This is a genomic window from Pseudomonas sp. NPDC087612, from assembly GCF_044743505.1.
GTDB lineage: Bacteria > Pseudomonadota > Gammaproteobacteria > Pseudomonadales > Pseudomonadaceae > Aquipseudomonas.
In genome coordinates this window covers 342,353-363,812 of record NZ_JBIUWO010000006.1, presented here as the reverse complement: position 1 = coordinate 363,812, position 21,460 = coordinate 342,353, and the positions used below count along the sequence as shown (strand labels likewise).

At 64.4% G+C, this 21,460-nt stretch carries 22 protein-coding genes; 12 read left to right on the top strand and 10 right to left on the bottom strand.

What is annotated here, in order from left to right; translation table 11 throughout:
- The first annotated feature begins 1 nt into the window (after position 1).
- A complete protein-coding gene (locus ACIOVF_RS15055; protein ID WP_401290445.1) occupies positions 2–742 on the top strand; it encodes a Crp/Fnr family transcriptional regulator in 741 nt (246 codons plus the stop codon).
- Between the two features lie 28 nt (positions 743–770).
- On the opposite strand, the gene ACIOVF_RS15050 is transcribed toward ACIOVF_RS15055, so the two are convergent.
- Together ACIOVF_RS15050 and ACIOVF_RS15045 are read right to left on the bottom strand one after the other, a co-directional pair.
- Positions 771–1,730 (bottom strand): HlyD family secretion protein, encoded by a 960-nt coding sequence (locus ACIOVF_RS15050; protein ID WP_123566821.1) that lies wholly within the window; start codon positions 1,728–1,730, stop codon positions 771–773.
- 2 nt (positions 1,731–1,732) lie between these two features.
- Positions 1,733–2,101 carry a DUF3302 domain-containing protein gene (locus tag ACIOVF_RS15045; protein ID WP_045198848.1) on the bottom strand — a complete coding sequence of 123 codons (369 nt, stop codon included), beginning with the start codon at positions 2,099–2,101 and terminating at the stop codon, positions 1,733–1,735.
- Positions 2,102–2,251: 150 nt separating this feature from the next.
- On the opposite strand from ACIOVF_RS15045, the gene napE reads away from it, so the two are divergent.
- The 11 genes from napE (at position 2,252) to ACIOVF_RS14990 (ending at position 12,055) form a co-directional block, all read left to right on the top strand.
- On the top strand, positions 2,252–2,422 hold the full coding sequence (gene napE / locus ACIOVF_RS15040) for a periplasmic nitrate reductase, NapE protein (protein WP_045198846.1): 171 nt from the start codon (positions 2,252–2,254) through the stop codon (positions 2,420–2,422).
- A 22-nt stretch (positions 2,423–2,444) separates the two neighbouring features.
- Positions 2,445–2,705, top strand: coding sequence for a chaperone NapD (locus ACIOVF_RS15035; RefSeq protein ID WP_045198844.1), 261 nt, complete (start codon positions 2,445–2,447; stop codon positions 2,703–2,705).
- On the top strand, positions 2,702–5,206 hold the full coding sequence (napA, locus tag ACIOVF_RS15030) for a nitrate reductase catalytic subunit NapA (protein WP_401290440.1): 2,505 nt from the start codon (positions 2,702–2,704) through the stop codon (positions 5,204–5,206). Before ACIOVF_RS15035 ends, napA begins: the two co-directional genes overlap by 4 nt.
- Before the next feature lie 11 nt (positions 5,207–5,217).
- Positions 5,218–5,703: a nitrate reductase cytochrome c-type subunit gene (locus tag ACIOVF_RS15025; protein ID WP_093383174.1), complete on the top strand. Its 486-nt coding sequence runs from the start codon at positions 5,218–5,220 to the stop codon at positions 5,701–5,703.
- A gap of 9 nt (positions 5,704–5,712) precedes the next feature.
- Positions 5,713–6,309 (top strand): cytochrome c3 family protein, encoded by a 597-nt coding sequence (locus ACIOVF_RS15020; RefSeq protein WP_045198838.1) that lies wholly within the window; start codon positions 5,713–5,715, stop codon positions 6,307–6,309.
- Positions 6,310–6,514: 205 nt separating this feature from the next.
- A complete protein-coding gene (locus tag ACIOVF_RS15015) occupies positions 6,515–7,114 on the top strand; it encodes a paraquat-inducible protein A (RefSeq protein WP_093383177.1) in 600 nt (199 codons plus the stop codon).
- Positions 7,111–7,737 (top strand): paraquat-inducible protein A, encoded by a 627-nt coding sequence (locus ACIOVF_RS15010; RefSeq protein WP_045198835.1) that lies wholly within the window; start codon positions 7,111–7,113, stop codon positions 7,735–7,737. Before ACIOVF_RS15015 ends, ACIOVF_RS15010 begins: the two co-directional genes overlap by 4 nt.
- Positions 7,730–9,382, top strand: coding sequence for an intermembrane transport protein PqiB (locus ACIOVF_RS15005; RefSeq protein ID WP_045198833.1), 1,653 nt, complete (start codon positions 7,730–7,732; stop codon positions 9,380–9,382). Before ACIOVF_RS15010 ends, ACIOVF_RS15005 begins: the two co-directional genes overlap by 8 nt.
- Before the next feature lie 16 nt (positions 9,383–9,398).
- Entirely contained in the window at positions 9,399–9,944 is a 546-nt protein-coding gene (locus ACIOVF_RS15000) for a PqiC family protein (protein ID WP_401290436.1), read from the top strand.
- A gap of 30 nt (positions 9,945–9,974) precedes the next feature.
- Entirely contained in the window at positions 9,975–11,111 is a 1,137-nt protein-coding gene (locus tag ACIOVF_RS14995; protein ID WP_401290433.1) for an AI-2E family transporter, read from the top strand.
- Between the two features lie 47 nt (positions 11,112–11,158).
- Entirely contained in the window at positions 11,159–12,055 is an 897-nt protein-coding gene (locus tag ACIOVF_RS14990) for a universal stress protein (RefSeq protein WP_401290430.1), read from the top strand.
- A gap of 7 nt (positions 12,056–12,062) precedes the next feature.
- Here ACIOVF_RS14990 and ACIOVF_RS14985 read toward each other — a convergent pair whose 3' ends face one another.
- The 8 genes from ACIOVF_RS14985 to ACIOVF_RS14950 form a co-directional block, all read right to left on the bottom strand.
- Positions 12,063–12,884, bottom strand: a complete 822-nt coding sequence (locus tag ACIOVF_RS14985; RefSeq protein WP_045198827.1) for a helix-turn-helix transcriptional regulator — start codon at positions 12,882–12,884, stop codon at positions 12,063–12,065.
- 73 nt (positions 12,885–12,957) lie between these two features.
- A complete protein-coding gene (locus ACIOVF_RS14980) occupies positions 12,958–14,376 on the bottom strand; it encodes an aminotransferase (protein ID WP_045198825.1) in 1,419 nt (472 codons plus the stop codon).
- 32 nt (positions 14,377–14,408) lie between these two features.
- Entirely contained in the window at positions 14,409–15,512 is a 1,104-nt protein-coding gene (locus ACIOVF_RS14975; RefSeq protein WP_045198823.1) for a polyamine ABC transporter substrate-binding protein, read from the bottom strand.
- 113 nt (positions 15,513–15,625) lie between these two features.
- Positions 15,626–16,327, bottom strand: coding sequence for an NAD(P)H-dependent oxidoreductase (locus tag ACIOVF_RS14970; RefSeq protein ID WP_045198821.1), 702 nt, complete (start codon positions 16,325–16,327; stop codon positions 15,626–15,628).
- 9 nt (positions 16,328–16,336) lie between these two features.
- Entirely contained in the window at positions 16,337–17,983 is a 1,647-nt protein-coding gene (locus ACIOVF_RS14965) for an ABC transporter ATP-binding protein (RefSeq protein ID WP_093383201.1), read from the bottom strand.
- A 2-nt stretch (positions 17,984–17,985) separates the two neighbouring features.
- Positions 17,986–18,813: an ABC transporter permease gene (locus ACIOVF_RS14960; protein WP_195883948.1), complete on the bottom strand. Its 828-nt coding sequence runs from the start codon at positions 18,811–18,813 to the stop codon at positions 17,986–17,988.
- Between the two features lie 3 nt (positions 18,814–18,816).
- Positions 18,817–19,776: an ABC transporter permease gene (locus ACIOVF_RS14955; RefSeq protein WP_401290424.1), complete on the bottom strand. Its 960-nt coding sequence runs from the start codon at positions 19,774–19,776 to the stop codon at positions 18,817–18,819.
- 54 nt (positions 19,777–19,830) lie between these two features.
- Complete coding sequence (locus ACIOVF_RS14950) at positions 19,831–21,432, bottom strand: ABC transporter substrate-binding protein (protein ID WP_401290422.1); 1,602 nt, start codon at positions 21,430–21,432, stop codon at positions 19,831–19,833.
- Positions 21,433–21,460 lie beyond the last annotated feature (28 nt).

Below are 21,460 nucleotides of genomic sequence, written 5' to 3'. Positions count from 1 at the left end.
TATGCCCGCATCACCCAAGCCACAGGCCAGGCCACAGGACAATCACCTGCTGGCGGCCCTGCCGACAACCGCGCTGGAGCGCCTGCTGCCACACCTGGAACTGGTCGCCCTGCCGCTGGGCAAGGTGCTTTATGAGTCTGGCGATGCCTTGCGCCACGTGTACTTCCCGACCAACGCCATCGTCTCGCTGCTGTACGTGATGGAAAACGGCGCCTCGGCGGAGATCTCCGTGGTCGGTAACGAAGGCCTGATCGGCGTTGCCGTATTCATGGGCGGCGAAAGCACCCCGAGCCGCGCCATCGTGCAGAGCGCCGGCCACGCCTACCGCCTGCCCGGCCAGCGCCTGAAAGACGAATTCAACCGCCACGGCGAGCTGCTGGTGCTGATGCTGCGCTACACCCAGGCGCTGATCACGCAGATGGCGCAGACCGCGGTGTGCAATCGTCATCACTCGATTGACCAGCAACTGTGCCGCTGGCTGCTGTTGTCGCTGGATCGGCTCAAAGGCAACCAGCTGACCATGACCCAGGAGCTGATCGCCAACATGCTCGGGGTGCGCCGCGAAGGCGTCACCGATGCCGCCGGCAAGCTGCAGCGCCAGGGCGTGATCGAGTACAGCCGCGGGCATATCAAGGTCCTTGATCGGGCGCGCCTGGAGCAGTTGAGTTGCGAGTGCTACGCGGTGGTCAGAAAGGAAACCGAGCGCCTGCTGCCGTATCTACCGACCCGGCCGCAGGCGTGAACCCGGCGTGGGGTACATTTGTACTCCACTAGTGGAACGGGAAGATGTAGTTCATCCACGCCGCCATGCGCAGGAGGATCTTGCGCATGGTGGCGATGTGCGGAAAGTGCTTGCTGTACAGCGCCGCCTGGCCATAGGCGCCGCCGGGCATCTGCGCGCTGTACTGGGCGTACGCCGGGTCGTCGATTTCAATGATGACCGGCACCCGCCCCGCCGGCGGCGAACCGGTGTAGCCGATCAGGGTGCCGGACGGCTGCACCTGGCCCTCGGCGATCACCGCGATGACGTTCTTGACCTTGCCACGGAAGACCTTGCCCGGAATGCCGTCGAAGGCTACTTCCGCCTCATCCCCAGGCACCAGGCGCAGCAGGCTGTTCTGGCGCATCCAGGCAGCAAAGTACTGGCCTTCCTGGGGAATGAACACCATCGATGGGCGCAGCGGCAAGGCGCTCGCGCGCATCCCGGTGCGCAGCGACACATGGGTGACATAACCCTTGCTCGGCGCCCGCACCACGGTGCTGTCGAGTTCGAACTGGGCGTTGTCCAGCTGCGCCTGCAGGTCATCGACCTGGGCGATGGCCGCTTCCTGCTCGCGGCGGGTACCGAAGTTGCGCTTGATCAGTTCGTTGATGCGGTACAGATCGCCCCGGGCCGCAACGATCTGCGCCTTGAGCGAGCGCACCCGGTACTCGAACGGCGCCGGATCGATACGAAACAGCACATCGCCCTTCTCCAGCGGCTGGTTGCCTTTGACCGGCACCTCGATCACCTGGCCGGTAACCGCCGGGATCACCGGCACCGAGACGAAGTAGGAACGCGCCACTTCCGAATACGGATGGTTGTAGTTCATGGTGAAGATCAGCGCGCCGATCATCACGATCCCCCCCAGCACCGCCGTGGGCACTGTCCACTTGTTCAGGGGGATGCGAAACAGCTTGAAGATCGCCACGCAAATGGCCGCGTAAGTGAGGATCAGCAGCAAGTCCATGCTCAGTGCCCTCCGTTGCCATCGTCGTGGCCGGGCGCAGGCTCGGCGGGCGCTACGCCTTCGAGGCGGGCGATGCGTTGCTGCAGCTCGGCGACCTGTTGTTCAAGGCGCACCACGTGGTTTTGCGGCGACTTGCCATCGCGAAAGCCCCAACCGCGATCTTCGCGGTAGAGCATTGCCCAGATCCACAGGAACGGCCACAGCGCGTGCAGGGTGAACAAGCTGACCCAGCCGGTGGCGTGGATCGCATCCTGGTGCGGGTGGTTGCGGTGTACGGCGATTTCATAGGGAATGTCGTGCAGGACGATGATCCCGTAGAACAGCACCAGGCCGACAAAAATCAAAATACCCAACGCGAAGTAATCAAGCATGTTCGCTTTCCACCGCAGCCAGGGGGTCCGTGCCAGCAGTGTAGTTCACCTGTAGTGTTTTCAAGGCCGTGTTGACCGTTGGTCGCGCCAGCCGGCGTGGGCAGAGCACGCTGATCTAGGCTCAGTTCACGCTCGACAGGAGGCCGCTCCATGTCATTGGCTGAAGAACAGAAAATCGCCCGCAGAAAAGAAACGCTGCTGTTCCTGTTTCTGATCGTCTGCCTGTTCCCCTTGATGTCGGTCGCCATCGTTGGCGGCTACGGTTTTCTCGTCTGGTTTTTCCAGTTGCTGTATGGCCCACCCGGCCCTCCCAACGGCTAGCCAACACTGCCGGAGCCCGCCCATGGACGACGTTCTGCACATTGCCAGCCTGGTGGTACATGCCCGCCCCGAACTGTTCGAGGCGGTGAAGGCCAACCTGCTGCTGCTCGACAACCTCGAACTGCATCAGCACAGCCCCGCCGGCAAGCTGGTGGTGGTGCTCGAAGCCCACCATGAACAGCAGATCCTGCAGCGCATCGAGCAGATCAACAACCTGCCCGGGGTGCTCAATGCCGCGCTGATTTACCACGAACTCCTCGCCCCAGAAGGAGACTCACCATGAGCATGACCCGCCGTGAATTTGCCAAGGCCCAGGCCGCCGCCATTGCCGCCGCCGCGGCGGGCCTGCCGATCTTCACCAGCGCCAGCAACCTGGTGACCGAAGCCGACCTGGTGACCCTGAACTGGAACAAGGCGCCCTGCCGCTTTTGCGGCACCGGTTGCAGCGTCATGGTGGCGACGCGCGACAACCGCGTGGTGGCCACCCACGGCGACGTCAAGGCCGAGGTCAATCGCGGCCTGAACTGCGTCAAAGGCTATTTCCTGTCGAAAATCATGTACGGCAATGACCGCCTGACCCAACCGCTGCTGCGCATGCGTAAAGGCCAGTACCACAAGCAGGGCGAATTCCAGCCGATCAGCTGGGAAAAAGCCTTCGACATCATGGCCGAAAAGTACAAGCAAGCGCTGCACAACAAAGGCCCGGAATCGATCGGCATGTTTGGCTCCGGGCAATGGACGGTGTGGGAAGGCTACGCCGCCAACAAACTGATGAAGGCCGGCTTTCGCAGCAACAACATCGACCCCAATGCCCGCCACTGCATGGCTTCGGCGGTGATGGGCTTCATGCGCACCTTCGGCATGGATGAACCCATGGGCTGCTACGACGACATCGAGGCCACCGATGCCTTTGTGCTGTGGGGCTCGAACATGGCCGAAATGCACCCGATCCTCTGGAGCCGGGTCACCGACCGGCGCCTGAGCCAGCCGCAGGTCAAGGTTGCGGTGCTGTCCACCTTCGAACACCGCAGCTTCGACCTGGCCGACATTCCCATGGTGTTCAAGCCGCAAACCGACCTGCTGATCCTCAACTACATCGCCAACCACATCATCGAAAGCGGCGCGGTGAACAAGGACTTCATCAGCAAGCACACACGCTTCGCCCTCGGCGCCGATGACATCGGCTACGGCCTGCGCGCCGACGATCCACGCGAAGCCAAGGCCAGGAACGCCGACAAGGCCAACACCTGGAGCGACATCGATTTCGAGCAGTTCGCCGCCTTTGTGCGGCCCTACACCCTTGAGCGCGCAGCCACCGAATCGGGCGTGCCGCAAGAGCGCCTCAAGGCGCTGGCCGAGCTGTATGCCGACCCCAAGCGCAAGGTGGTGTCGTTCTGGACCATGGGCTTCAACCAGCATACCCGCGGGGTGTGGGCCAACAACCTGATCTACAACATCCACCTGCTCACCGGCAAGATCAGCGAGCCGGGCAACAGCCCCTTCTCGCTCACCGGTCAGCCCTCGGCCTGTGGCACCGCCCGCGAGGTCGGGACCTTCTCGCACCGCTTGCCGGCCGACCTGGTGGTGACCAACCCCAAGCACCGCGCCAGCGCCGAAAAAATCTGGAAGCTGCCCGCCGGCACTATCCAGGAGAAAGTCGGCTTTCATGCCGTGCAACAGAGCCGCATGCTCAAGGACGGGGTGCTCAACGTCTACTGGACCCAGGCCAGCAATAACATGCACGCCGGGCCCAATATCATGCAGGAAGTCCTGCCGGGCTGGCGCAAGCCGGACAATTTCGTGATTGTCTCGGACGTTTACCCCACGGTGTCGGCCCAGGCTGCCGACCTGATCCTGCCCAGCGCCATGTGGGTAGAAAAGGAAGGCGCCTATGGCAATGCCGAGCGCCGCACCCAGTTCTGGCATCAGTTGGTGACCGCCCCGGGCGAAGCACGTTCAGACCTGTGGCAACTGATGGAGTTTTCCAAGCGTTTCACCACCGACGAGGTCTGGCCTGCCGAGTTGCTGGCCAAGGCCCCCGAATACAAAGGCAAGACCCTGTTTGAGGTGCTGTACAAGAATGGTCAGGTCGACCAGTTCCCGGTCGAGCAGTTGCAAGCCGGTTACCACAACGATGAAGCCAAGGCCTTTGGCTTCTACCCGCAAAAGGGCTTGTTCGAAGAGTACGCACAGTTCGGCCGGGGCCATGGTCACGACCTGGCCGCGTTTGATCGCTACCACAGCGAGCGCGGCCTGCGCTGGCCGGTGGTCGACGGCCAGGAAACCCGCTGGCGCTACCGCGAAGGCCTCGACCCGTACGTGGAGAAAGGCAGTGAAGTGCAGTTTTACGGTTACCCGGACAAAAAGGCGATCATCTTCGCCCTGCCCTACGAGCCGCCGGCCGAAGCACCGGATGCCGACTACCCGTTCTGGCTGAGTACCGGCCGGGTGCTGGAGCATTGGCACACCGGGAGCATGACCCAGCGCGTTGAAGAGTTGTACAAAGCAGTGCCCGATGCCCTGGTGTACATGCACCCTGACGATGCCAAGGCCCTGAATGCACGGCGCGGCAGCGAAGTGAAACTGATCAGCCGGCGCGGCGAGATTCGCGCGCGCATCGAAACCCGCGGGCGCAACAAGCCACCGCGCGGCCTGGTGTTCGTGCCGTTTTTCGATGCCAACAAGCTGATCAACAAAGTCACCCTGGACGCCACCGACCCGATCTCCAAGCAAACCGATTACAAGAAATGCGCCATACGCATCGAGCTGATCAGCGCGGCCTGAGGAGAACCGTCATGCCCATTCGCAGCCTGCCTTTGCTGCTGTTCGCGGTCATCGGCCTGGTGGTCGCCGCCGAAGTCGATTACCCCCTCGATGCCCCCGGCCCCGATGGCCGGCGCCCGGGCGGCACCCTGACCCAGAGTTTGCCGGCGCCGCCGCTGGCCAACGACGAGAACAAGGACCTCAAGCGCGAACGCAATTACCCCGACCAGCCGCCGACCATCCCCCACACGATTCGCGGCTATCAGGTCGACCTCAACGGCAACAAGTGCCTGTCCTGCCACAGCCGCGCCAACAGTGCGCGCAGCCAGGCGACCATGATCAGCATCACCCACTACATGGACCGCGATGGCCAGGCGTTGGCGGCGGTATCGCCACGGCGCTACTTCTGCACCCAGTGTCATGTGCCGCAAAAAGAGGTGCAGCCACTGGTGGGCAACAGCTTCGAAACCATCGACAAGCTGCTGCAAGACGACGCCAACGCCGCGCAAAAACCCTGAGGAGGCGCCATGCGAGCACTGTTCGGGCTACTCAAGCAATACTGGGGCATTCTCTGGCGGCCCAGTGTCTACTACAGCCTGGGCTTTCTGACCCTCGGCGGGTTCGTCGCCGGGATCATCTTCTGGGGCGGCTTCAACACCGCTCTGGAGGTGACCAACACCGAGAAGTTCTGCACCTCCTGCCATGAGATGCGCGACAACGTCTTTGTCGAACTCAAGGAGACCATCCACTACAGCAACCGCTCAGGCGTGCGTGCCAGTTGCCCGGACTGCCATGTGCCGCACGAATGGACGCACAAGATCGCGCGCAAGATGCAGGCCTCCAAGGAAGTCTGGGGCAAGATTTTCGGCACCATCGACACCCGCGACAAATTCCTCGCGCACCGCCGTGAACTGGCCGAGCACGAATGGGCGCGGCTCAAGGCCAACGATTCGCGCGAATGTCGCAACTGCCACAACTTCGAGTTCATGGATTTCACCCGCCAGAGCAAGCGCGCCGCAGCCATGCACTCGACCTCGCTGGCCAGCGGGCAGGCGACCTGTATCGATTGCCACAAGGGCATCGCCCACAAACTGCCGGACATGCGCGGGGTGCCGGGTTGGTAGCCGCTGCACCGGCCTCATCGCGGGTCAAGTCGGGTCGCCGCACCGCCGCTCCTACAGTGGAACTGTGTACACCGGACCTGTGGGAGCGGGCTTGACCCGCGATGAGGCCGGTGCAGCCAGCTCCTGCAGTGGGTAAAAAATCCGAAGCCCCGCGCCAGCGCCGACTATATTGAGCTAGTCCCCGCCCGCAGCCAGAGCGCGCGCCATGCTGGATACCCATCAGTTGATCATCTGCGAACATTGCGACTGCGTGTACCAGAAAGTCAGCCTCGGCAAACATCAGAAGGCCCTGTGTCAGTGCTGCGGCGCCGTGCTGCAGCGCTATAACGGCCTGAGCGTGCAGCAACGCCTGGCCCTGAGTGTCACCGCGCTGATCCTCTGGGTGTTCGCCAATTTCTACCCGATCATGAGCATCAGCCTCAAAGGCCTGCACAACAGCGCCACCCTGTGGGACTCGGTGCGAGCCCTGGCCAATGGGCCGATCACCTTTATCGCCCTGGTGGCGGCGATTTCGATCATCATCGCCCCGGTGTTCCAGTTGCTGCTGTTGATCTGGGTGCTCGGTTTTGCCCTGGCCGGCGGCCGCGCCCCGGGCTTCAGCCTGTGCATGCGCTGGCTGGAAACCCTGCGCCCGTGGAGCATGCTCGAAGTCTGCCTGCTCGGCGCCATGGTCGCGGTGTTCAAGCTGGCCGGCATGCTTGATGTGCTGCCGGGCATCGGCCTGCTGGCACTGGCGGCCCTGAGCCTGTTGATTCTGCGCATCGCCGGGCGCGACATCCGCGAGCTCTGGGACGTGCTGCCATGAGCCGCCCACCACGCGCCGCCGAGCTCAACCTGGTGCTCTGCCATGCCTGCGGCATGGCCTGCGACAACACTCATCAGCCGCACGAATGCGAACGCTGCGGCGCGCCGCTGCATGCGCACAAGCCCGATTCGCTGACCCGCACCTGGGCCTACCTGGTCGCCTCGCTGGTGCTCTATATCCCCGCCAACCTGCTGCCGGTGATGAACACCACGCTGTTCGGCAGCGGCGCCGACAGCACCATCATGAGCGGCGTCATGGAGTTCTGGGAGCATGGCGCCTGGGACATCGCCCTGATCATCTTCATCGCCAGCATCGCTGTACCGGCGACCAAATTCGTTGCCCTGGCCCTGCTGCTGATCACCGTGCAGCGGCGCAGCACCTGGGCGCAGACGCAACGGGCGCGCCTGTACCGCTTCGTCGAGCTGATCGGCTACTGGTCGATGCTCGATGTGCTGGTGGTCGCTCTGGTGGCGGCGCTGGTCAAGTTCCAGGCCCTGGGCGATATCGAACCGCGCCCGGGCATTCTGTTCTTCGGCATGGTGGTGGTGCTGACCATGCTTGCGGCAATGAGCTTCGACCCTAGACTGATCTGGCAGCACGACAAGGAGCAGGCCGATGACTGATACCCGCCAAGACAGCCCCCAACCCGGCCAGCCCGGGGTCAAGACCCGGCGCTTCAGCATCTCGCTGGTGTGGATCGTGCCGCTGGTGGCGGTGCTGGTGGGCTTGTCGCTGGTGGTCCACAACGTCATGCAGCAAGGCCCGACCATCGAGATCACCTTCAAGACCGGCCAGGGCCTGGAGGCCAACAAGACCGCGGTCAAGTACCGTAACGTGGTGATCGGCCAGGTCACCGCAGTGGAGTTGAGCAAGGACCAGAAGAGCGTCACCGCCACGGTCAAGCTGGTCAAGCAGGCCGACAATTTTACCCGCGAGGACTCCAAGTTCTGGGTAGTGCGCGCGCGCATCGGCGCCGGCGGCGTGTCGGGCATCGACACCCTGCTGTCCGGCGACTTCATCGGCGCCGATTCCGGCGAATCGAACACCCGCGCCAAGGCTTTCGTCGGCCTCGAATCGCCGCCGCCGATCACCTACGGCGAGCCCGGCAAGCGCTTCTTCCTGCACGCCAGCGACCTCGGCTCGCTGGGGGTCGGTTCGCCGGTCTACTACCGCAAGATCCCGGTCGGCCAGGTGGTCGCCTATAACCTCGACGAGAACGGCAAAGGGGTGAGTATCGAGGTGTTCATCAACTCGCCCAACGATGCCTTCGTCACCGACAACACGCGGTTCTGGAACGCCAGCGGCGTCGATGTCGAGGTCGGCGCCAACGGCTTTGCCTTTCGTACCGAATCGCTGTCGTCGGTGATTGTCGGCGGCATTGCCTTTCGCGCCCCCGACTACAGCCCCGATGACCAGGTGGCCGCCGAAGACCGCCAGTTCGAACTGTTCGACGATCGCGCCCGGGCCCTGTCGCCGCCGCATGGCAAGGCGCAGTACCTGAGCCTGCGTTTCGACCAGGCGCTGCGCGGCCTCAAGGTCGGAGCGCCGGTGGAGTTCCTCGGCGTCGAGATCGGCTCGGTGGTGTCGGTCAACCTCGATTTCGACGTCGACAAGCGTACCTTCCCGGTCAATGTCGGCATCGTCATCTACCCGCAACGCCTGGGCCGCGCCCACACCAAGCTGCTCAAGGCGCTGAACCACGACCCCGACGACGAAAAAGCCGCCGCGCAGTTGCTCGGCACCTTCGTCGACAACGGCCTGCGGGCCCAGGCGCGCAGCGGCAACCTGCTCACCGGGCAGTTGTACATCGCCCTGGATTTCGACCCCAAGGCGCCGAAAGTGGTGTTCGACCCGAGCGCCCGGCCGATTACCATCCCCACCGTACCGGGTAGCCTGGAGCAACTGCAGGAGCAGTTCCAGGCCATGGTCGAGAAGCTCAACCGCCTGCCGATCGAGCGCATCGCCAACAACCTCGACGCCAACCTGGTGGAACTGCGCAAGGGCCTGCAGCAGTTCAACAGCCGTACCTTGCCGGGCGTCCAGGGCACCTTGCAGGAGGTCAGCAAGACCCTGCAGTCGGCCAACTCGACCCTGGCCGAGGATTCGCCGCAACGCGAGCAACTGACCCAGACCCTCGACGAGCTGGGGCGCATGTCGCGCTCGCTCCGGGAGCTGGCCGACTACCTGGGGCGTAACCCCGAGTCGCTGTTGCGTGGCCGGCCCAAGGATGCACCCGCTGACGCTTTGAAACCTTCGTCGCGCAACTGACCGCAGGAGCACACCCATGGCGCATGCCTTCAAGATTGCCGTGTTAAGCCTGGCCTTGCTGCTGGCCGCTTGCCGCAGCGACCCGATCCACTACCACACGCTGATCCCGCAACAGCCGGCCGCAGCCAGCAGTGCCGATGTGCTACTGGAACAGGTCAGCGTGCCGCCGCAGGTCGATCGCCCGCAGGTGGTGATTCGTCAGGGAAACAGCAGCCTGGCGATCCTTGAGACCGAATGGTGGGGCGCAAGCCTCGCCGACGAGCTGCGCAACGCCCTGGTCAACCAGTTCGCCAGCAGCAGCGCCCAGCCACGCCTGGGCCTGCGCGTGGAAGTCCAGCGCTTTGACTCGGTGCCTGGGCAGTACGCCCTGTTCGATGCCCGCTGGCGTCTGCGGGCCGGCAACGGCGGCGCTACGCTTAACTGCCGCAGCGTGATCCAGACCCCGGCCGGCGCCAGCATCGACGCGCTGGTGCTGGCCCACCAGCAGAACCTCAAGCGCTTCACCGAACTGGTCAGCCAGGCGGCCAGCGGCGGCGCCAATCGCTGCCCGGCGCTGCGCTAAAGCGCCGATTGCCCGCCCAAGGAGACGCCGATGGCCAACAACCGCCCCCTGCACCTGGGCACCGCCCGCGAACTGCTGGATGTGCTGATCCGCGCTGGCCTGATCGCGGTGCTGGTGATGTTCTGCTTCGAGATCTTCCGGCCGTTTTTGAGCCTGATGCTCTGGGCGGTGATCCTGGCGATCACCCTCTACCCGCTCAACCAGCGCCTGGGCAGCTGGCTGGGTGGCCGCCCTGGCTGGGCCGCAGTGGTGCTGGTGATTATCGGCCTGGCCTGCCTGATCGGGCCGTTGAGCCTGCTCGGCACCTCGGTGGCCGACACCGTGCAGCAAGGCATCCACGGCTTCGAGGACCAGCGCATCGAAATCCCGCCGCCGCCGGACAACGTGCGTGACTGGCCGCTGATCGGCGCACCGCTGTACGGTATCTGGGCCCATGCCAGCAGCGACCTGAGCTGGGCGTTGTCGCAGGTGGCCCCGCACCTCAAGGGCGTGAGCAAGACCTTGCTGACGCAACTGGCCGGGATCGGCTCGGGCATCCTGGTGTTCGTGGTTGCCCTGGTGGTCGCCGGGGTGATCATGGCCAAGGGCGACAATGGTCAGCGCACCGCCGAGGCCATTGCCATGCGCATTTCCGGGCCACAGCGCGGCGAGCAACTGGCCGCGCTGTGCACCGCGACCATTCGCGCCGTGGCCCAGGGCGTGGTCGGCATCGCCTTCGTGCAGATGCTGCTGGTGGGCATCGGCCTGGTGGTCATGGGCGTGCCCGCGGCCGGGGTGCTGGCGCTACTGGTGTTGCTGCTGGGCATCACCCAGCTGCCGGTGCTGCTGGTGACCTTCCCGGTGGTGATCTACGTGCTTGCCCATGACGGAGTCAGTGCCAGCACGGTGATCTTCGCCATCTGGACCCTGCTCGCCGGGCTATGCGACAACGTCCTCAAGCCACTGCTGCTGGGCCGCGGGGTAGCCGTGCCGATGCCGGTAGTGCTGATCGGCGCGCTCGGCGGCATGTTGACCAACGGCATCATCGGCCTGTTCATCGGCCCGGTGGTGCTGGCCGTGGGTTACGAGCTGTTCATGAGCTGGGTGGCGCAGCCGCTGGCCGCCGACAGCCCGGCCGAAGAGCCTGCACTGGAGCAGCCGGGCGCTTCGCGCAGCACCATGGACTAGACTTCAAGCACGGGGGGCTGGCAACACAACGCTACCGGAGGTGCCCCATGAGCCAGTACCAACGCCTGTTCCTGATGGTAGGTTCCGACCTGCGCCACACCCCGGCGCTGGAGCGCGCCGCTGCCCTGGCCCACGCCACCGGCGCCACCTTGCATATCTGCGCCTTTGTCGACGAAATCGATACCCTCGGGCTGATGAGCGGTGACGAACACCGCCTCGATACCCTGCTGCAGGACAACCGCCAGTGGCTGGCCGATGAAGCGACCTTGCTACACGAAAACGGCATTCGCGTCAGTACCGAAGTGATCCTGGCCCGTGACGTGCTTCAAGCAGCCTTGACCCAGGTCACCGAGATCGACCCGGACCTGCTGATCAAGGACGTGCAGCACGAGCCGCTGCTCAAGCGCCTGGTGGTCGCGCCGCTGGACTGGCAACTGCTGCGCGAATGCCCGTGCCCGGTGCACCTGGTAACCGACGTGCATTGCCCGCTGCCGCGCATCGTGATTGCCGCTGTCGACCCGACCCACCCCGAACACCCGCATGACGATCTCAACGAAAGCGTGATCGACGCCGCGGCGGACCTCGCCCGCCAGTGCAACGCCGAGCTGCACCTGTTGCACGTGTGCGACAGCACCCACACCCACATGGCCGACTTCGGCGCCGGCACCGTGACCATGCCGGGCTTTGGCAGTGACGTGCGCAAGTCGATCCACAAGGCTTTCGAGCAAATGGCCGCGCGCCATGGCGTATCGGTTGAGCGCCAGCACTTTTTGTCGGCGCCGATCACCCGCAGCATCGCCGAGTTCATCGCCCACAGCCGCGCCGACGTGCTGGTGATGGGCAACCACCCGCGCAAACTGCTCGAACGCTTGACCGGTAGCACCACCGAGCATGTGCTGGAACAGCGCTTGTGCAATGTTTTGGCGATCAGGGCCGCGGCGTGAGACAGCCTCAGCCTAGGCGCAGCCAGTCGATAAAACGCGCGAACAGCTCGGACTGGGAGTTGATCTCAAGCTTCAGATAGAGGTTCTTGCGGTGCATGCGCACGGTTTCTGGCGATATGCCCATTTCGCCGGCGGTGGACTTCACCGAGTGGCCGCGCAGGATCATCTGCGCCACCTGCCGTTCGCGCTCGGTCAGTTTGTTGCAGCCGAAGCTGTCGAAGGCGGCCTGGACGCTGCCCTGGCTGGCCGCTTCACTGCCGGGCTCAAGGCCATGCTGGGCAAAGCGGCGGATCAGTTCGCGGACCATCGGCTCGACCGCCTGCAACACGTGCAGTTGCTCGACGCTCAGGCTGCTGCCGCCACAGCCCTGGAACAGGCTCAGGGATATTTTGCTGTGCGGGTCGATGTCGACGATGTAGTAGCTGTCTTCGCTGCAGCCGGTGCCCAGGTAGTAGGTCTTGTAGTAGTCGCTGTCGAAGAAGTGGTCCGGGGCGATGTCCTGCAGGTGGTAAAAACCCTGGGCCAGGCCTTTTTCTACCGCCAGGCAGAACGGGTCGAGCAGGTAGCCGGCACTGAAGTAACGGTTGAGGATGGCGTCGCGGTGACGCTCGGGGATGCCCTGCTGGTACAACAGTTGCGGTGGCTGGCCTTGGCGCTCGAGGCTGATCATCATCGACTCGACCGCCACCAGTTGGCTCAGGGCGGCGGCGAGGCTTGCCAGGGCGTCGGCCTCGCCGCTGCGGGCAATGGCATGCTGCAGCGCCGCATGCCATTGCTGCAGGGCTGAGAACGACAGGCAGATCGGGGTGTCGGCAGTGGCTCGGGTCATGCCCGGCAGTCTAACCCGCCGGGGGGCTGCGATGCAGCCCATCGCCGGCAAGGCCGGCTCCCGCAAGCGCTTGTCATGCACCCGCGTACAACCCTTCGCGGCGCAGTTCTTCAGCGGTTTCGATGATGCACTGGCGCAGGGTTTCAACGATCTCGTCGACCTGCGCGCGGGTGATGATCAGCGGCGGCGACATCACGTTCAGGTGCATGATCGGCCGCACCAGCAAGCCTTTGGCCTGGGCCCGGCGGTGGATGCGCTCGCCGATGTTCACCTCATCGGCAAACAGTGCCTTGGTGCGCTTGTCGGCGACGAACTCGACGCAGGCCATCAGCTTCATGCAGCGCACCTCGCCGACCAGCGGCAGCCCGGCCAGGCTCTGCAGACGCTGCTCCAGATAACCACCCACCTCATCGACATGGGCCAGAAGCTGCTCGCGCTCGATGATTTCGATGTTCTTCAGCGCCGCCGTGCAGCACACCGGATGGCCGCTGTAGGTAAAGCCATGGGTGAAGCAGCGGCCCTTGCCCGGCTCGGCGATGACCTTCCAGATGCGCGCCGAGAAGATGCACGCGCCCAGCGGCAGGTACGCCGAAGTCAGGCCCTTGGCGGTGGTGATGATGTCCGGCTGCACGCCGAACAGCGCCTCGCTGGCGAAGAATTTGCCCAGGCGGCCAAATGAGGTCACCACCTCGTCGGCCACGAAGAGGATGTCGTAGGTCTGGCACACCTGCCACATGCGCAGGAAGTAGTCCTTGGGCGGGATGATCACCCCGCCCGAGCCCATGATCGGCTCGGCAAAGAACGCCGCGACGTTGTCGGCGCCGAGCGAGAGGATCTTGTCTTCGAACTCGGCCACCAGAAAGTCGAGAAACTCTGCTTCGTCCATGTCATCCGGCGCCCGGTACGGATTGGGGTTGGAGACGTGGTGGATCAGCTCGTTGGCATAGTCGAACTCGGGCACGCGGTCGGCGGCCTTGTTGCCGATCGACATGGTCAGGCAGGTCGAGCCGTGGTAGGCGTTGTAGCGGGCGATCACGTGCTTTTTATCCGGCTTGCCACGGCAGTTCTGGTAGTACTGGATCAGCCGGTAGGCGGTATCGACCGCGGTCGAGCCGCCAGTGGTGAGGAACACGTGATCGAGATCGCCCGGGGCCAGGCTGGCCAGTTTTGCGCAAAGCTCGATGGCGACGTTGTTGGCCATGTCCGAAAACGGGTTGGAATAGGCCAGCTGGCGTACCTGGTCGGCGATGACCAGGGCCATCTCTTCGCGGCCCAGGCCGATGTTGGTGCACCACATGCCGCCGACAGCGTCGAGAAAGCGGTTGCCCTCGGTGTCGTAGATATAGGCGCCCTCGCCTTCGACGATGTTCAGCGCGCCTTGCTCGGCATGCTCGTCGAACACGTGGTATCCGTGCATGTAGTGGGCTTTGTCGGCGGCCACCAGGGCATCGTTGGCAGCATTTGTTGGCAAGGCTTGGTTTGGCGTGGCCATGGCAGTGTCCTTGGCGAAGGGAAATTGAAATGTCAGCTACCGCTCTTGACCGTGCTCCAGACCCGGGTGATGGCGCGCATGTCCTTGCCGCTCTGGGTTTTCTGCGCGAACAGGCGCTGGCGGGTGGCGGCGTCCGGGTAGATCGCCGGGTCGTCGCGAATCTCGGCCTGCACCAAGGGCGTGGCAGCGGCGTTGCTGTTGGCGTAGTGGATGTAGTTGCTGACCTTGGCGATGTTCTGCGGCTGCAGGAGGAATTCGATGAAACGGTGGGCGTTGGCCGGGTGCGGCGCGTCGCTGGGCAGGTAAAGGTTGTCGAACCAGATCAGCGAGCCTTCCTGCGGGATGAAGAACGACAGCTTGATGTTGTTCTTCGCCTCCTCGGCCCGCGCCTGGGCGGTGGCGTAGTCGCCGGACCAGGTCAATGCCAGGCAGGTATCACCGTTGGGCAGGCTGGTCAGGTAGTTGACCGAGTCGAATTTGTTGATGAACGGCCGCACGCCGAGCAGCAACTGCTGGGCCGCCTTGAGGTCATCGGCGCTGGCGCTGTTGGGGTCGCGCCCCAGGTACTTGAGGGCCAGCGGGATGACTTCGCTGGGTGCATCCATCAAGGTCACGCCGCAGTCGGCGAAGCGCGAGACGATCTTCGGGTCGAACAGCATGGCCAGCGAGCCGATGGGCGCATCGGGCATGCGTGCCTTGATCTTGTCGACGTTGTAGGTCACCCCCGAGCTGCCCCAGGTGTAGGGCGCCGAATACGCAAGGCCCGGGTCGTAGCCTTGCAGGGTGCTGAGCACCTGCGGGTCGAGGTTGTTCCAGCTGGGCAGCTGCTTTTTGTCCAGCGGCTGGAATACCCGGGCCTTGATCAGCGGCGGCACCAGGGAGGCGTTGAGCACCACCAGGTCGTAGCCCGAGCGCCCGGTCAGCAGTTTGGTCTGCACCGTTTCGTAGCCGTCGAAGGTGTCGTAGATGACCTTGATGCCGGTGGCTTGTTCAAAGTCGGCGAGGGTCGTTTCGCCGATGTAGTCCGTCCAGTTGTACAGCCTGAGTGTGTTGCCCGCCCCGTCGTCGGCGGCAAGGGCCGCCGCTGCCAGGGGCGCGAGCAACAGACTGGAAATCACCTTCAGTGTCTTTCGCATAGCCACTCCGTCGTGTCACCAGATCTGCTCGGTGTGAGCCGACGGAGTTACTATCGCGGGAGCCGTTGATGGCGACCATACCCCGAATGGGTAGGTGTCGTTTTTATCGCGGGTCAAGCCAACGGATACAACGCCTCATCAAACTGCGCCAGGCGCGGAAACACCAGCGGCTGGTCATCGGACAGATGCTCCAGGCGCTGCTGATAGCTGCGCAAAAAGTCCTTGCGCGCCTCGTCGCTGATATACGGCACGTGCCAGGCCACGAACGGCTCCAGCACCTCGAAGCCGACGTAGGCCAGGGTGCCGCGCAGGATCGGTCGCAGCATGTCCTCCAGCGGCCCGTGAATCGCCCCTTCGCCGAACATGTGCTCGCGCCCGCCGAGGGTCACGGTGACCAGCGCCTTCTTGCCCGCCAGCCCGCCCTGGTCATAAAAGCGCTTGCCGCCGTAGCACACCCCGGACACCAGCACACGGTCGATCCAGCCCTTGAGCATGGCCGGTGCCGAGAACCAGAAGATCGGGAAATTCAGCACCACAAGGTCCGCCCACAGCAGCTTGTCGAGCTCCTGCTGGATGTCGGCGGCAATCGACTGACTTTTGACTCCCAGGCGCTGCTCCAGGGCATACACCAGGTAATCGGGGTTCTCGCGGCTGACGAAGTCAGCGGCGCTGGCCACCGGGTTCCAGTTCATCGCATACAGGTCGCTGACCTGCACCTGGTGACCCTGGGCGGTGAAGGTTGCAACGGCCTGGTCGCGCAGGGCGGCAGTGAAGGATTGCGGCTCGGGGTGAGCGTGAACGATCAGTACATTCATGAGGGGTCCTTAAACGGTTTGCACAGGGGAAATCAGCGCCCGCTTGGCCAGCAGGCGGTCGAGCCAGTCCGGGTCCATTTCCGGCTCGCTGGAGAACAACAAGCCGGTGTAGTCGCGGTGCGGTGGGGTAAAGATCGCCTCGCGGCTGCCGTGATCGACCACCTGCCCGCGCTGCATCACCAGCACCTCGTCGGCGATGGCGCGCACGGTGGCGACGTCGTGGGTGATGAACAGATAAGCCACGCCCAGTTGCTGCTGGATGCGGGTGAGCAGCTTCAGAACGCCTTCGGCCACCAGTTGATCGAGGGCCGAGGTAACTTCGTCGCAGATGATCAGCTGCGGCTCGGCCGCCAGCGCCCGAGCGATGCAGATGCGCTGCTTCTGCCCGCCGGACAGCTCGCGGGGCTGGCGGTCCATGTAGCGCGCCGGGTCGAGCTCGATCATCTCCAGCAGTTCGGCGACCCGCTGGCGCAGGGCCTGGCCTTTGAGGCCGAGGTAGAAGCTCAGCGGCCGGCCGATGATGTCGACGATGCGCTGGCGCGGGTTGAGGGCGGTGTCGGGGATCTGGTAGATCATCTGCACCCGGCGCAGTTGCTCCTTGCTGCGCTGGCGATAATCGGCCGGCAGCGCTTCACCGTCATACAACACCTGGCCTGAAGTCGGCGGCAACAGGCCGGTGATCAGCCGCGCGGTTGAGCTCTTGCCGCTGCCCGACTCACCGATCACCGCCAGGGTCTGGCCGCGATGGAGCGTGAGCGAGACCTCATGCAGCACCGGCTGGTGGCCGTAACTGGCACTGGCCTTGCGCACCTCCAGCAGCGGCGTCGCCTGCGCCGGGTACGGCTTGGGTTCGGTACGAAAGCTGCGTACCGCCCACAGCGACTTGGTGTAATCCTGCTGAGGGGTGTCGAGCATGGTCCGGGTGTCGGCCTCTTCCACCAGCTTGCCGTGGCGCAGGACCATGATGCGGTCGGCCATCTGCGCCACCACCGCCAGGTCGTGGCTGATGTACAGGGCGGCGCTGTCGTAGGTTTTCAGCGCCTCGCGAATCGCCGCCAGCACTTCGATCTGGGTGGTGACGTCCAGCGCCGTGGTCGGTTCGTCGAAGATGATCAAGTCCGGGTGGCAGGCCATAGCCATGGCGGTCATGACCCGTTGCAACTGGCCGCCGGAGACCTGGTGGGGGTAACGCTGGCCGATCTGTTCGGGGTTGGGCAGGCGCAGCACGCGGTACAGCTCGACCGCTTCGGCTTGCGCCTTGGCACGGTCGATACCGCCGTTCTTCACCGCGGTCTCGACATGCTGGTCGATCAGCCGGTGTGCCGGGTTGAACGAGGCCGCCGCGCTTTGCGCAACATAGGCGATACGCAGGCCGCGCAACTTGCGCAGGGCTTCGGGCTTGGCGCCGACCAGCTCCCGGCCGTCGAAGCGCACCGAGCCACCGGTGATGCGGCAACCGTCGCGCACATAGCCCATGGCGGCCAGCCCCAGGGTCGACTTGCCCGCCCCCGATTCACCAATCAGACCCAGTACTTCGCCGCGTTGCAGGCTTAGGTCGATGCCCTTGATCAGTGGGTGCCAGGTGTCCTGGTAATGGCCTTCGATGCGCAGGTCGCGGATGTCCAGCAGCGGCTTGTCAGTTGAATGTACGCTCATGCTCAGCACTCCTTCAGGCCACTGGATTGATGCAGCACCCAGTCCACGACAAAGTTGACGCTGACGGTGATCAGCGCCACCGCCAGGGCCGGCAGCAACGGGCTGATATCGCCGAAAGTAATCAGCACGGCGTTGTCGCGGACCATGCTGCCCCAGTCGGCGGTTGGCGGCTGGATGCCCAGGCCCAGGAACGACAGCGCACTGATGAACAAAAACACAAAGCAAAAGCGCAGGCCGAACTCGGCAATCAGCGGCGCAGCGGCATTGGGCAGCACCTCGCGGCTGACCAGCCACCACAGCCCCTCGCCACGAAGCCGGGCGGCCTCGACGAAGTCCTGGACCACCACGGTCATCGCCACCGCCCGCGACAGGCGAAACACCCGGGTAGCATCGAGCAGCGCGATCACCAGCACCAGCGAGGTGGCATTGGTGCCAACCACGCTGAGGATCAGCAAGGCGAAGATCAGCTGCGGGATGGCCATGAGGATATCCACCAGGCGCGACAGGCCCTGGTCGATCCAGCCGCCCCTGATCGCCGCCACCAGGCCGCAGAAACCGCCGACGGCAAAGGCCAGCAAGGTGGTCAGGAAGGCGATCCCCAGGGTGTTGCGCGCGCCATACACCAGGCGGCTGAACATGTCGCGGCCAAGGTTATCGGTGCCCAGCAGGAACTGCCCGCCCCAGGGTGCGAAGCCCTCGCCAACCACTTCGGTCTCGCCAAACGGCGCCAGCACCGGCGCGAACATCGCCACCAGAATGTAGGCAACAATCACCAACAGGCCGAACTGGGCGCTCAACGGCGCCCGCAACAACGCTTTGATCAGGCTCATGGCTTACCCCTTCGGATGCATCAGGCGTGGGTTGCTGGCAATCGACAGCACGTCGGCCGTGGTATTGAGCAGAATGTAGGTGGCGGCGAAGATCAGGCTGCAGGCCTGCACCACCGGGATGTCGCGCTTGGACACCGAATCGACCAGCAGCTGGCCGAGCCCCGGGTAGACGAACACCACCTCGACCACCACCACGCCAACCACCAGGTAGGCCAGGTTCAGCGCCACCACGTTGATGATCGGTGCCAGGGCATTGGGCAAGGCGTGGTGGAAGATGATCCGCGCCTGGCTGATGCCCTTGAGCCGGGCCATCTCGATATACGGGCTGGCCAGCAGGTTGATCAAGGCCGCGCGGGTCATGCGCATCATCTGTGCGATCACCACCAGGCTCAGGGTCAGCACCGGCAGCAGCGACCGCTCCAGCACCTCGGCGAAGGACGCACCCGGGGCCAGGTTGGAGATGCTCGGCAACCAGTTGAGCTTGACCGCGAACACCAGGATCAGGATGTAGGCGACGAAAAACTCCGGGAACGACACCGCACTCAGGGCGCTGGTGTTGAGCAGCCGGTCGAACCAGCTGTTGCGGTACAGCGCCGCGAGCATGCCCAGCAGCAAAGCCACCGGCACCGACACCAGCGCCGCCAGCAAGGCCAGGGTAAAGGTGTTGCCCAGGCGCGTGCCGATCAGCTCGGCAATCGGCCGCTGGTTGGCCAGCGACAGGCCAAGGTCACCGTGCAGCAGTTGCCAGGCCCAGTGGCCGAAGCGGGTCAGCGCCGGCAGGTCCAGGCCCAGTTGGGCGCGAAAGGCGGCGACGGTCTCGGGGGTTGCCGCCTGGCCGAGCATGGCCTGGGCGACGTCGCCCGGGAGCATGCCAACGGCCAGGAAGATGATCACCGACACCGCCAACAGCGCCAGCAGGCCCAGGGCCAGGCGCTGGAGCAGCAGTTTGCAAAGACTATTCACCGTACAGCTCCTCGAACAGGCTCAACGAAAGAAGGTGCAAGCAACGTGTCGGGCTTACGCCTGCCACCAGCGCTCGATCAACCGCAGGCCGTCGAGCTCGCCGTAAGGCGCGGTCAGCCCACCGTGGGCCACCCGTTTGGAGCGCGCGGCCACGGAGTTTGCGAACAGCGGCACGATCGCCCCGCCCTCGTCGCGGCACAGGGCCTGCATTTCGTTGTACATCTCCTGGCGCAGCGGCGCGTTCATCTCGCCGCGGGCGGCGTTGAGCAACTGGTTGAAGCGGGCGTTGTCCCAGTGCGTCTCGTTCCAGGCCGCGCCCTTGGCGTAGCCGATGCTGAACATGCGGTCGGCGGTCAGGCTGCTGTACCAGAACGAGGTGGTGAACGGCTGCTTCATCCACACATTGGAGAAAAAGCCGTCGGCAGGTTCGCGCACCACGTCGATGTCGATGCCAGCCTGGCGCGCCTGTTCCTTGAACAGCACCGAGGCGTCGACCGCGCCGGTGTAGGCGGCGTCGGAGGCCTGCAGGCGCACCTTGAGCGAATCGACCCCAGCCTGGCGCAGATAGAACCGCGCCTTGTCCGGGTCATAGCCGCGCTGCTCCAGGGCGCTATTGATGAAGCGGCTGCCGGGCTGGATCGGGTGGTCGTTGCCGATCTGGCCGTAGCCGTAGAGCACCGAGGCCAGCAGGGTTTCACGGTTGATCGCATGCTTGAGCGCCAGGCGGATGTTGTTGTCCTGGAACTGCTGGCTGTCGGTGAGCATCGGGAAGGTGTAATGCTGGGCGCCCTTGGTCTCTTCGATGACCAGGTTGGGATTACGCTTGAGCAGAGCGACGGTCTTCAGGTCGACCTTGTTGATCACATCGACTTGCCCTGTGACCAGGGCGTTGACCCGCGCCGCGCCATCGGCGATGGCCAGCAGTTCGGCGCTGGCGAAATGCGCGCGGCCGGCTTTCCAGTAATCCGGGCTGCGTTCAAGGTCCATGCGTACGCCGGGCTCGAAGCCCTTGAGGCGATAGCCACCGGTGCCGACCCCGGCCTGCCAGTCGGCGGCGCCGTCCTTGGCCGGCATGATCACCAGATGATAGTCGGCCACCACGTAGGCGAAGTCGGCATTGCCCGAGTGCAGCTCGAACACCACGGTGTCGGTGCCCTGGGCGCTGACCTTGGCGACATCGCCGAGCACGGTCTTGGCCGCCGAGGTGGACTTGTCACCCAGATGGTGCTGGATCGAGGCGACCACGTCGCCGGCATCGAGGGTCTTGCCGTTATGGAAGGTCACGCCCTGGCGCAGGGTGAAGGTCCAGACACGCGCGTCGGGGCTGGACTCCCAGCGCTCGGCAAGCTCGGGAATCGCCGTGCCGTCGACGCTGATTTCACTCAAGGTGTTGTAGACCGCAGAGAAACCGACAAAGGTGAAGGTGTCGCTCCATGAGCCCGGGTCGCGGGAGTCGGTGGTGCTGCCACCGGCCAGGCCCATGCGCAGTACGCCACCGGCTTTCGGGGTGGCCTCCTCGGCCCGGCCGTGCAGCGGCAAACCCAGGGAAAGCACCCCGGCCACGGCCGCCGCAGCGGCGCTGTACTTGAGAAAATCCCGACGCGGCAGGCCGCTGTCGTGCATCGCTTGAGTAATCTTGTTGTTGTTATCGCTCATGGCATTGCCCCTGTAGAACTGCAGAGAA